This is a genomic window from Paenibacillus sp. Mc5Re-14 (assembly GCF_001049835.1).
Lineage (GTDB): Bacteria > Bacillota > Bacilli > Paenibacillales > Paenibacillaceae > Paenibacillus > Paenibacillus polymyxa_C.
This window is the reverse complement of record NZ_CVPD01000002.1, coordinates 29,026-41,995: the sequence shown is the minus strand read 5'-3', so window position 1 is coordinate 41,995 and position 12,970 is coordinate 29,026. Positions and strand designations below refer to the sequence as shown.

Below are 12,970 nucleotides of genomic sequence, written 5' to 3'. Positions count from 1 at the left end.
TAAACATGTTGCCGATTTTAAACGATGTAGAAAAATCAATATTTTTGTCAATCAACTACCAACTAGTAGGTAAAAAAACAAGGAGATGTTAAAATGAAATTTGAAAACAAAACAGTGATTGTAACTGGCGGAGGAACAGGAATTGGAAAGACTACAGCACAACGTTTTTATGAATAAGGAGCGAACGTAGTCATAAATGGCCGTCGAGAGGATGTATTAAAGAAGACCGCTTTGGAAATTGACCCATCCGGTAAAAAAGTGATTGTTGTATCAGGTGATATTAGTTTGCCAGAAACGTCGAAAAAACTGGTCCAAGCTGCTGTAGAAGCGTTTGGTGGAGTAGATATACTGGTGAATAACACAGGAAAATTCAATCCAACCCCTTTCATGGACCACACTGCGGATGATCTGCAATCATATCTGGATACCATCGTTAAAGGGACGTTTTATCCTTCGCAAGCTGTGATTCCGGAAATGAAAAAAAGAGGCGGGGGAGCGATTGTGAATACCGGATCAATGTGGGCGATTCAAGCGGTTGAATCGACGCCATCGTCTGCATATTCAGCAGCCATGGCAGGAAGACACGCACTGACCAGAAATTTAGCTGTGGAATTGGCTGGGGATCACATTCGAGTGAATGCAGTGGCTCCCGCTGTCGTCGAAACTCCGATTTACAATACATTTATGAGTGAAGAACAAGTGGCAGAAGTACTACCAAGTTTTAATGCCTTTCACCCCATCGGACGAAATGGCACAACGAAGGATGTCGCAGAAGTGATCTTGTTTTTGGCTAGTGATTCGGCATCTTGGATTACTGGTGTAGTCATGCCTTTGGATGGCGGTGTTACTGCACGTCTTCGATAATTCTTTGGGGCTGGCCTTAATTAGGTTAGCCCTTCTCTCATTCACTATTAGAGTTAGACCTTCGAAAGAAGAACTTTTATCTATCTAAAGGAGCAAAGTATGGAAACTCAATTGAATAGGGATGCCCCTGTAATAATAGTTGGTGCAGGTTTATGTGGACTTCGTGCAGCTGCCTTGCTCAATACACATGGAATAAGATACCTCATCTTGGAAGCACGAAATCGTATTGGAGGAAGAGGCTTGAGTGTAGAGGTTGAGGGTAAGCCTGAGCTTGGGAAATTCGATCTTGGGCCAACATGGTACTGGCCTCGTTATGAGATAGCAATGAACCAACTAGTCGAGGAACTCAGCTTGCAGACGTTTGAGCAGTATAATGAAGGAAGAATGCTAGTAGAACGATCCAGAAACACACCACCGCAACAGCATGATTTGTCCGCAGAAGCGATGGAATATTCACTTCGGTTTATAGGCGGAGTTCAGTCTCTAATTGATGCACTGGCTGCCCAAATACCATCAGAAGCAATCTATCTGAATACCAAAGTAACTTCTATTCATCAGGAGGACGATAGCAGGGGGAAGATTCAAACTGATGCAGGGAACTTTCATGCAAGTTCGGTTATAGTTGCTCTACCCCCACGGATCGTTGAACGAAATATTACGTTCTTCCCCAAACTTTCTGCTGAACTAAAATCGAATTTAATGAATAAGCCAACTTGGATGGCCAGTCAAGCTAAGGTTATTGCTGTTTATGACACCCCCTTCTGGCGTGACCAAGGTCTCTCTGGATTCGTATCGAGTTGGGTTGGCCCTTTGAGGGAAATTCATGATGCCTCGCCTTCTACAGGTTCTGGCGCACTTTTTGGTTTCTTTGGTCTTCCTGCAAAAGCTCGCTTGAATATGGGGAATGAACAATTACTTGAGCTTGTGTTGGAACAATTGACACGACTTTTCGGTCCAGCAGCAAAACATGTAGAAGGGACTTTATTTAAAGATTGGTCTTTTGATGAACATACAGCCGTAGAGGAAGATACAGATCCACTTCTTGATTATCCGAGTTACGGACCTATCATCGACGGAAAGGGCTCAAGGCAAAATATTTATTTTGCTGGAACTGAAACAGCTTATAGGCAAGGCGGTCATCTTGAAGGTGCCCTTCGATCAGCTGAAAGAGTTGTCAATGAAGTCATCAAACATTTATCCTAAGAAAAATATTCGATTGAAAGGGGTTATAAATTGAATTTTATTGAAAAAAGGGTTTGGTATAAAAGAACAACCTGAAAGGACAATTTAATAAATGAATAAAGAATTATTATCAATAGAAGAGATAGATGCTTTTATTCAAAACAACCGACTAAGTATGTTGTATTTTTCTCAGGAGAATTGCAATGTATGTCACTCTGTTTATCCCAAATTAAAAGATTTGCTTACTAAATTTCCTTCTATAAAACTTGCTCATGTTGACACAAGTAATGTAGAAGAGGTTGTAGGCAAATTTTTAATCTTCTCAGTACCTACAATAATTATGTTCATTGATCAAAGAGAGTCGTTCCGTGAAGGTAGATTTGTTCAGTTGGGACCTCTTGCAGCTCGTTTACAACAATTAAACGATTTTTGGTTGAAGAGCAACTCGGGGTTGTAATAGGGAGAGGAACAGGGAGTGGAAAGACTAGCGCATAACGTTTTTTGGAAAAGGAGCGAACCTAGTCATACATGACCGTCGAGGTGATTCTTTGATAATTCTTAGGTCCGATCGCAAAAAGTGAGTAGCCTTTTCTTTTATTGTAAGGGGAGGAGGATACCTTGACAGTATACTTACTGAATGGTAGATTTCATTTATGAATATCAAGAAAAACACTGTACAAGAAATTATGGACATAGGCCTCACCTTGGTTCAAGAGCGAGGATACAATGGCTTTAGCTATGCTGACATTGCTGAAGCGATAGGCATTCGGAAAGCAAGTATACATTACCACTTTCCGTCTAAACAGGATCTAGTGCAAGCTGTTCTGAATCGATACCGTCGAGAGTTCATGGACAAGCTTCAACAAATTAACGATCAACCTCTGAGTTGGCGACAAAAGATACAATCTTTTTTTTTGTTATATCGTGAACCTTTGGAAAACAATACCAAGCTTTGTTTATGTTCAATGATGGCTGCTGAGTTGAACTCTTTTCCAATTGAAATTCGAGATGAGTTAAACTTATTTTTTGACGCCAACACACTATGGGTTGAGAATGTGCTTGATCAAGGCAAATCGGCTGGCGAATTTACATTTTCTAACGCTGCTTTGGAACAAGCGAAGATCCTAATTGCATTTGTACAAGGTGCCCAGTTGTTATCCAGAACTTCAAGTGAAAAAGGATATTTTGATTCGCTTGTCTTAAACTACATGGCGACTTTGACTCAATAAAAAAGTTTAAGAAGTGAATCTACCGTTGCAAAACCACTTATTCATTAAAAGATGGATAGGTGGTTTTTGCTATGTTGAATATCTTTATGACAAGGTATTGTATTCAAAACCGTTCCATCTATTTTGCTCATAAAAAAAGATCTCAAGCCAAGTGATGGCTTGGAGATCTATAGTTAAAACATAGGAAGCAGGATTAGTGGGTCAGAAAATGTCCTTGCCATTCATTGATCCCTTCATCCATGCGGTACGCTTTATAACCTTCTTGTTGCAATTTTTGAACTGCCAGTGCGGAGTATACACAAAGTGGTCCCTGACAGTAAGCGATGACTTCTGCATCTTTGGGGAGTTCTTGCATCAATGTATCAAGCTCGGTCATTGGCATTGAAATTGCTCCGGATATATGACCCATTTCAAAGTCTTCTTTAGAACGTAGATCCACCAATAGTATGGAATCGTTATTCACTTTCTCCATAACCTCATCCATAGTCAAGGTTTGAATGCCGTCAAGGTTGTTCAGAAAATCCTCTTTCAATTTTGCGATATCAGGAAGTTGTTTTTCGCTTATGCGCCAAAGGGATGCCATGAAATCAATAATCTCCGGATCTGCTAGTGAGTAAATGGCATAAGTCCCTCTTTTAGCGAATTTAACAAGTTTTGCATCAAGTAAAATTTGAAGATGACGTGATACATTGGCCATATTCATACCTGTACATGCCGCCAATTTCTCTACAGTTTTTGGACTTTGGGACAATACATTTAAAATCTCCAGTCGCTTGTCACTCGAAAGGCATTTTCCGATTCTTGCAAGTTGTTTATACAGATCTTCTTTTAATACATTTGCTGAACTCAATGGTTCTTTCATGATGGTCAACCTCTATTCTGAGCTTTTTTAGCGTTATCATACGACTACAACTATCCTCAATCATTTATTACAAAAATGAATCAATTAAATACTCAAATTGTATCATGTTCTTAAATGTAATCAAAGTCTAGGTAGGGAATGTTTACTTGACGAAAGAAATAAGCATGACATATAATTCAATTGATCGATTGAATAATTGTTTATTTAATAATCGATACATTTATCAATGGAGGTTCGAAATCATGGCAAAGGCATATCTTCAAATTACACTAAAAATTAATGCACCGGAACGCGAGGCGGCTACAAAGGTTTATACAGCATATAAGGAGCCTTTTCTTTCAGGCATCTCTGGTGCTGTGTCTAAAGAATTGTTAGTGCGTGACGAGGATGTTCAGGTTCTGCATGGCTTTACTAGCGAGGCAGATGCTAAGGCCTACCTAGAAAGTGATCTTTTCACGAATGACGTTGTCGTTGGACTCAAAGACTTGCTTCAAGCTGAACCGGAAATCCGCATTTATAGTACATTCTAGAAACCCAGTTGTGCGAACTAACTCTTTTGAAGAAATAAAAGCTAATACTTAAAAATTGTAAACCGACATTGCAGTCTCGCTATGTCGGTTTATTTTAATCAATCATCAGATTAAAACTGTTCAGATCAAGTGATCAGTTTACTATGTTGAGGAGTAGCATATATAAACTTAAAGGAGAACATCAATATGGCAAATCAAAAACTTAGTTTGAATACAGTTTGGTACGGAAATGCAAAAGGTAATGGCATCATTAAAAGCGAAAACTTCCAAACTCAAATTGCTATCCCAGTCTCAAAAGGAGGAAGTGGGGAAGGTGTTGAACCTAAAAAGCTTCTTATGTCTTCTGCAGCAGCCTGTTATCTAATGACTTTGACATATATGTTGGAACAAAATCGTATTCCCGTATCAGGATTATCCATGGATACAGAAGGAAACACTGCTCCAAATGGTCAATTGAGCATTACTCATCGTCCACATATTGTTTTAAAGAAATCAGAGGCAACCAATCAAGATGTTAGCATGGCAGAAACTCTAATGCGAAACGCCGAAGAAAATTGCCAAATTGGCCAACTTCTAGTAAAAGCAGATGTTCAAATAACAATTGAAGGTCATGTTTCCTTCGAAGCTGAATAGGGTTTCAACTGTATACAAAGTGGCTTTTCGTAATTTAGGAGAAAATAATGGTAGAAACGATTCCAGAAAACAAGCAAACATCTGTACAAATTCCACCTTCAATTATGGAGTATATGGAATCACCGCTGAAGCAACTTCAGTTGCATGCCAGAACAATGAAAGTTGTAGTTGCTTCACAAATTTGCGGTGGAGCTGGCCTAGCTGCAGGCATCCCGTAGGTCGTTACTTGCACAAGATATGCTAGGGATTGACAGTTTCTCGGGAGTTCCCACAGGCCTTTTTACATTAGGTTCTGCTGGTGCAGCGCTCATGGTAGGATTCAAAAAAAAGGAATTATGATCGGTGCCTCAGTTATGGTGCTAACACAAATTGTTATGATTGCGATCATGACAATGGCTCCCGTTCATATGCAACATCATGGTCATGATTTAAGTAAAATCGGCCTTGTTATTGGAATCCGCGTGGCTTCTATGTATTTACCGTCTGTAATCACAGGAGTACTCGTTGATAATTTTGGATACATTTTTATGGCTTATGCTTCTGTCTTTACCTTGATGTTGTCTGGTTTGTTGGCTGCCTTCGTACCTGGTGATTCGATGGGTTTACTTACTCTTGCGCTGGCTCTTCTGGGATTAGGTTGGAACTTTGGTTTGATTAGTGGGACTGCGGCGATTGTTGAGGCACCTCCATCCAATGTTCGTGCAAAAACTCAAGGAACAGTGGATGTACTGATTGCATTATCAAGAGCATCTGGAGGAGCACTATCTGGTATGGTTGTGGCACACTCCAGTTATCATATACTGTCTTTAATTGGATCAGTTTTGTCACTGTTCCTTATTCCTGTTGTGGTTTGATTTCGTAACAAGCAATCTTTCACATAATATTCAGGTAATACAATCAACAAAAAACCGTTCTTCTAGTTCATAGTGTGGCTCGCTACGAACTAGAAGAACGGTTTCTTAGCACCACGGGAGTACGAACGAGCTGGATATTTTATCAAACACGATGATTTGGAAGAGGAAGGATATTGGGCTTTCAATTTTGTGTAGATTTATTGCTGGCATAGCCGATATCATACTTACCTCGCTAATCAAACTACTTGGTTTGCACTGGCGGCTATTCGTTATAGAGATGCTTGCATTCTTACTGTGAAATATTTGAATGAAAAAGCCGTAACACAACCCCAACACCATCTTCTTCTACGAAATCACATATGAGATTCATTCCACTACGGTAGTTTCATATATTAGTCCATATAAAATAAAAAAATTTTCGGGCTGTATACACTTAAATAGATACATTTATCCATACTTCTCTAGTTGATAATTCAACCAAGTATAGTTACACGCTGGTGATTAATGAAGCTGTTGCTGATCCTACCTGAGTGACAATTGCACTTCAACTTTTTGATGAAAATGGGAAGCATGATCGCCACAAACTGGCCATTGGCGAAGCGAATAAAATTACGATCAAAGATGATAAAGGAAACGTAGTGGGCAGCATGTACGACATGGGGTACACGAGTGATTTTTATTATATGGTTGATTTCTTTAGTGAGCCGCTGAAAATAGATAAGATCACGATAGAAGGGAGTATTGGATCGCTTGGACAAAGGAGCGAAACCTTAATAAAAGGAAATTGGAACTTTAGCTTTGATATTGATATGAAAGAGGCAAACAAGCAGAACAATATAGAGGAGTTGGCAGGTAGTTACACAACGCCGCACGGAATGGCGATTACATTAAAAAGACTAACGAGAATGGTACAAGGAGTACGTTTCGAACTGGAGACCGAACTTGATGATGTGGCAATGGCAAGATCCCCCGGTGATTTATGGAGAAAGCAGATGTTAAGCTTTCATTTCGAGACAACAGATGGGCAAGAGATTCACTCGGTGAATCCAAGAAAAAAGAATTACAGGGACAGCTTAATGACATCTGATCATAGAGTTATTGGAAACGGAAAAATGCATTGGAGTTATACCTTCAAGTACCTGCCTGAGGATAAACCATACCGCTTTGTTCTGGATGCATACTCGGTTGCAGAAATGGACGGAAACAAGATGTCCTTTAGACCATCGGAGCTGACTAAGCCCAAAACTTTTAAAATAATGAATGATAGACTGGAGTTGGTTAGGGCTTCACTTGAGAAATCGCAAGTTAACAAAGGCGCATATGAAACTGTCATCTCATTCTACGGGAAAATGAATAATGAAATAATGCATGAGGAGTGGAGAGCATTTGATTCAGCAGGTAAGCAGTATGACGTAAGTGCGGTGGGGGGATCATCGTTTGAAAATAAACTGACTGATCATTGGAGAGAGGGATATATCAGTATGGGGGGCGTAGGGCAAAGCAGCCTTACGAATTCCAGATTATGAAGCTAGGTCAGATTCCAGAGGAGCTTACCCTGGTAAGGGAAGTAGTGGATAAACGATACAAAGACCCTAACTGGTCAGTATTGCTAGGAAAATAGAATAAACGAACTACTTAAATCTTCAATACCCAATGGATCCAAATCTTCCATATTCCTCATCATGGGTGTCTCCATTAATTCCTTCCCAGAGAGGGTATATAATTTATTTGCTAATCCCATATAGCGATTGTTCTGATCAATATAAGGGCTTCGGGGGTTGTGAACAAGACTGCTTTTTTATGAAAATCTGTGCACTTAACTTTAAGAAAAAAAGGACATTTGGATGTAGATGTAACTTTCTAAAATTTATCATGCACTAAAATCTTTATCAAAATGTCTTCTTCACCAATATAGTCAATCTTTTGGACCACATCCTTATCCATTATGATAATGTGGTCTTTTTTTAGTTCGATTTTTCATTATTAATATACTGGGTACAGCTGCCTGTATACATATAGTTGATTTCCACAAAATCACGCGTATGCAGGTTTTATCCCTTCTGATCACAGCGCAGAAGGTTTACTCGGTCGTGATGCGCTCATCACAAAAACGATTCGATTTGTATAAAGTAATCATCACAACGACAAATATGTTCAGTACTTTTGCTGTGTCAATCTTCACTTCATTATTAAAGGATTAACTCGTCAAAACTTAAAAAAATAGCAAGTTTCTTGCCACATGGAGACTTGCTATTTTATGTTTTTGGGTCAATAAGTTTCACAAAAGAAATGGTCCAAAAGTTATAAATTTTCTGAAAATCTAAACTTTTAATGAAAAATCCAAACGTTTCTATTAATAAAAAAGTAAAGTTTATAGCTCAAATGAGAGAATATTTAACCTAAATCGAAATTCTGAGAGAAAATTTAAAGAAAATTTTGCTCGGTAATTAGTTCAAAAGATCTAAAAAAATCACTATCTATTTAAAAAGTGAAGAGTTATTAATTTCGAATTAATTCAGCTTGAGCAAATAAATCCCATGATTTAGGTAGTTAAAGAATATTGCTGAAAAAGTTGAAATTTGTCGGATGGTGTCAGGATCGGCTTGTTATATTTGTGTTAATGATATGTAACGTAAAATGTGTTTTGGTACAAGGGTTTTGGGCTTCATGCAAGCACACAGCATTTTTATTTTATCGATTATAAAATCAAAAATTTTGTTCTAAATCATATTAACTTGTCGTAGTTAGTATTCAATTTAATAAAAAAGTGGAATTCTTGCATTTAAAGATATAAAAATAATAGAATAATATGGGCTGTTTATTAATTTTATGAAATCTATCAAATTAGAACTTATGTCCCATGTTAATCGGTTTTAAAGTTTGTATATTTAAAATAGCTAGAAAGTATTGGGAGAAAAGAAGATATATAAGGATTTATTGTTATATTGTGGACGGAAAGAGGATGTGAGAAATTTGTATGGCAACTCGGTCGTCTCTTGTTTGGTTTTTAAAAAATTTCCGGTAAATCCGTCCCACGTCTTCCATATTCCAAAGACAACTCCAATTTTATTCAGATTAATCTTTCACCAAAGAGCTTCGTTTGATGCAGAGAACACCGGAAGAAGTACTGTAATTCATCCATGTACAAAATCAGGAAGTCATAAGCGCAGTCGTGAGTATTTTTAGCTCCTTTCAGCCTAGAATTACGCTCCTAATCACGCTGCAGCAGTTCATGCGTCTCGTAGCATCGATACCCTCAAGCCAAGATTCAGACAGCACACATCACGACACACTACGTTGTTAACATTGCGGCAACCATTCTACAACCCACCACCAAGATTGCACTCACAGCATAATTCGAAAATGTTCCCATTCCATGCACATATTCATACATCCAGAGTCAGAGTTTTTTCACCATGACCGCCCAACTAAAAAAAGCTTGCACTGCGAAAGTGTGAGCGATGAAAAAGAAGATGTGCTTATTTCGATTAAAATCAGCTCTTCGAAGCTCCGGGGGGCTGAAGGAGTATGCGAACTCAGATCTCAATGGTATATCAGGAGTGGTCGCTTTTGCCGACTTCCATTGGTAATTCAATGCCGGAAAAAAGGATCGCATGACCGTTTCTTGCCAAGGGCGGTCATTTTAGCAGAGTTACTTTTACACATATCTATTTTGCGAGGAGAGGTACGTATGACTCAGCACGATGTTCAATTGTTTGCATTAAGCCAGCCACAGCAACGTATTTGGTACACGGAGCTTGTGTATCCCAATCGCAACACGTCTACGATTATTACTACTGTTAAAATCAAGGGAACGGTTCGCATAGATGCATTGCAGCAGGCAATGAACCGGGTTATTGCACGAAATGATTCTTTTCGTATCAAAATCACGGTTTGGGACGGCATTCCCTATCAATATGTTGAGCCGTTTGCTACTCAAAGCATAGAAACCCTTCAGGTAACCCAGGAGGAAGCTGAGCTATGGGTGAGTCATCATAACGCACAGCCGTTCCCCTTACTGGATTCGCAGCTGTATCGGTTTGTTATTTTGCAGCTGGGGGCAGAAGATACCTGGTTTAGTTTCAAGATGCATCATATTATTTCTGACGGCGTTACCATGGAGCAGGCCATTAATGAAATTACGGGAAATTATATGAATATTGTGCATGGTACAGGTTCAGATGCGCCGGTCCCAGCGAACTCATATCTTGATTTTATTCAGACAGAGCAAAGCTATGAGCAATCAGAACGCTATCAAAAGGATAAGATGTACTGGACGGAGAAATTTGCCAATTTGCCGGAGGTTACAGGTTTAAAATCGTACAATCCGCTCACAGTAAGCACGGCTGCACGCCGGGAGACCTATACACTGGAGCACGAATTATATCGTGGTGTCACGGCTTTTTGCGAGGCGCATAACATCAGTATTTTTACATTTTTTCTGGCTGCTCTGTATATTTATTTACATAAAACGACAGGTGAACAAGATTTAACGGTTGGTACATTGTATGCTAACCGTACGTTGAAGAAGGAAAAAAATACAATGGGCATGTTCGTCAGCACTGTGGCTACACGTTTGCAAGTTGAGCCGGAATCCGAGCTGCTTACTTTCCTACAGGGTGTTGGCAAGGAGCAGTCGTCCATTTTGCGGCATCAGCGTTATCCGTATAACAAAATCATACAGGATTTGCGTGAACAACAAAGCGGCACGGATATTGGCCGCCTGTTTGGCGTTACCATTCAGTACCGTACGCTGAGCTTCTCTCGTTTTGATGAAGCTGTTCAGCAGGTGCATACCGATTTCTGCGGAGATACGGTGAGTGACTTTGATATTGCCATGATTGACATGCTGGATGACGATAAACTTGTATTGCAACTGGATTATCGGACCGAGCTGTTCAGCGAGCAGGAAATCGCCCGAATGATTCACCAATTTTTGAGTGTGGTAGAGCATATGGTGAAAGGGCCACAGCAGCGGATTCAGGAGTTGTCACTGATGAGTGACAAAGAGCGGGCACAAATTATGAATGTATTTAATGCGACCACAGTTCCCTTTCCAGACGATGTGGGGATTCATGAGCTATTCGAGAAACAGGCAGAATGTACACCAGATCAGACAGCGGTTATGTTTGGAAGTCAGAGTCTGACTTATCGGGAACTGAATGAACGGTCGAATTCATTGGCCCGAATGCTTCAAGCACAGGGAGTAGGACCTGACAAGCTGGTCGGCCTGATGATGCAGCGCTCAGTGGAAATGATCGTAGGCTTGCTGGCTGTTCTAAAAGCAGGCGGTGCTTATGTGCCGATTGATCCCGAATTTCCGTCATCTCGTATTGAATACATGCTGGAAGACAGCAAGGCTGCAGTGCTTCTGACCAGTCGTGATTTGGCAGAAGAGCACCATTGTCAGGCCAATACCATGTTTCTTGAGGATGCAGAATTGTATCAGGGAGACAGCAGCAACCTGGAGGTGATTTCTCACCCAGAGCAGTTGGCTTACGTCATCTATACCTCTGGATCGACTGGTAATCCGAAAGGAGTTATGCTCCAGCATCGTTCGGTACTCAACTTTATTACCGGGATGCGTGAAATCATTGACTTTGAAGCTGGTAAAACCATTTTGTCACTCACGACCATTTCATTCGATATTTTCGTCTTGGAAACTATCTTACCGCTATTGGCTGGAATGACGGTTGTGCTTGGCGATCACCAGCATCAAGTGGATCCTCAGGCGCTTGGTGAGTTGATTACCCATCATTCTATTGAGATGTTGCAAATGACACCATCCCGGCTGCAGATGCTGCTGGATCATGAAGCTGGTTCCCGCGCGCTGCGGGGCGTAAAGGAAATCATGGTGGGAGGTGAAGCCCTTCCTTCCAAGCTGCTCGCAGCACTGCAAGAAATAAATGGCCCCCGTATTTATAACATGTATGGACCTACAGAAACGACGGTTTGGTCGACCGTACAGGAACTTACTCATGCTCAAGAAATTAATATAGGACGTCCCATCGCGAATACCCAAATATATATCATCAATGCGAGTGGGGAATTGCAGCCAGTCGGTGTGCCGGGCGAGTTATGTATAGCAGGGGAAGGCTTGGCCCGTGGGTATTGGAATCTGGAAGATCTGACGGCAGAGAAATTTGTAAATAATCCGTTTGCCGGAGATAAAGCAGGTTATGAACGGATGTACCGTACAGGCGATTTGGCGAGATGGACACTGGACGGCAACATTGAATATTTGGGACGGATGGATCACCAGGTGAAAATCCGGGGCTACCGGATCGAACTGGGCGAGATCGAATCGCAGCTATTGCAGGTGGAGTCGGTACGAGAAGCGGCCGTCGTGGCTCGTGTGGACGAAACAACGGGCCAAAAACAAATGGTGGCATACTATGTGGCCAGTCAAGCAATGGAAGCCAGTAAACTGAGAAGTGAGCTGGGGCGGGAGCTACCAAGCTATATGGTGCCGTCGTATTTCATTCAGTTGGAGCAAATGCCGTTGACACCGAACGGTAAAATCGACCGCAAGTCCCTGCCAGCACCGGAAGGCAGTCAGCAAAGCGGAGCGGATTATGAAGCGCCCCATACTGCGCCGGAACAGGCACTCGTAAGGATCTGGCAGTCCGTCCTGGGCGTGCCAACCGTCGGTATTTTGGACAATTTCTTTGACCTGGGCGGCGATTCGATCAAGGCGATTCAAATCGTATCCCGTGCGTTCCAGGCAGGCTACAAGCTGGATATGAAGGATCTGCTTCGGTGTCCAACCATCGCAGCATTGGCACCACTTATGACAAGTCGTATGGCAGATCAGGG

The 12,970-nt window shown here is 41.0% G+C and carries 7 protein-coding genes and 3 pseudogenes (1 of these 10 cut by a window edge); 9 read left to right on the top strand and 1 reads right to left on the bottom strand.

Annotated features, from left to right (window positions below; translation table 11 throughout):
- Positions 1-189: 189 nt before the first annotated feature.
- From BN1546_RS25115 to BN1546_RS25100, 4 genes and pseudogenes are all read left to right on the top strand, one after another.
- A pseudogene (locus BN1546_RS25115) lies at positions 190-864 on the top strand (SDR family NAD(P)-dependent oxidoreductase); the annotation flags it as partial.
- Positions 865-963: 99 nt separating this feature from the next.
- Entirely contained in the window at positions 964-2,067 is a 1,104-nt protein-coding gene (locus BN1546_RS25110; RefSeq protein WP_058831445.1) for a flavin monoamine oxidase family protein, read from the top strand.
- A gap of 91 nt (positions 2,068-2,158) precedes the next feature.
- The gene (locus tag BN1546_RS25105) at positions 2,159-2,503 is read left to right on the top strand and encodes a thioredoxin family protein (protein ID WP_013371200.1); all 345 of its coding nucleotides are present in this window, start codon (positions 2,159-2,161) and stop codon (positions 2,501-2,503) included.
- Positions 2,504-2,699: 196 nt separating this feature from the next.
- Positions 2,700-3,275: a TetR/AcrR family transcriptional regulator gene (locus tag BN1546_RS25100; RefSeq protein WP_013371201.1), complete on the top strand. Its 576-nt coding sequence runs from the start codon at positions 2,700-2,702 to the stop codon at positions 3,273-3,275.
- Positions 3,276-3,468: 193 nt separating this feature from the next.
- On the opposite strand, the gene BN1546_RS25095 is transcribed toward BN1546_RS25100, so the two are convergent.
- Positions 3,469-4,137: an ArsR/SmtB family transcription factor gene (locus BN1546_RS25095; RefSeq protein ID WP_040101328.1), complete on the bottom strand. Its 669-nt coding sequence runs from the start codon at positions 4,135-4,137 to the stop codon at positions 3,469-3,471.
- 242 nt (positions 4,138-4,379) lie between these two features.
- On the opposite strand from BN1546_RS25095, the gene BN1546_RS25090 reads away from it, so the two are divergent.
- The 5 genes and pseudogenes from BN1546_RS25090 to BN1546_RS25060 form a co-directional block, all read left to right on the top strand.
- Positions 4,380-4,667, top strand: coding sequence for a hypothetical protein (locus BN1546_RS25090; RefSeq protein WP_013371204.1), 288 nt, complete (start codon positions 4,380-4,382; stop codon positions 4,665-4,667).
- A 186-nt stretch (positions 4,668-4,853) separates the two neighbouring features.
- Positions 4,854-5,300, top strand: a complete 447-nt coding sequence (locus tag BN1546_RS25085; RefSeq protein WP_040101327.1) for an OsmC family protein — start codon at positions 4,854-4,856, stop codon at positions 5,298-5,300.
- 104 nt (positions 5,301-5,404) lie between these two features.
- Positions 5,405-6,154: pseudogene (locus BN1546_RS25075) on the top strand (MFS transporter).
- A 530-nt stretch (positions 6,155-6,684) separates the two neighbouring features.
- Positions 6,685-7,680: a hypothetical protein gene (locus BN1546_RS25070; protein WP_255305612.1), complete on the top strand. Its 996-nt coding sequence runs from the start codon at positions 6,685-6,687 to the stop codon at positions 7,678-7,680.
- Positions 7,681-9,530: 1,850 nt separating this feature from the next.
- Positions 9,531-12,970: pseudogene (locus BN1546_RS25060) on the top strand (amino acid adenylation domain-containing protein); it runs 26,596 nt beyond the window's last position.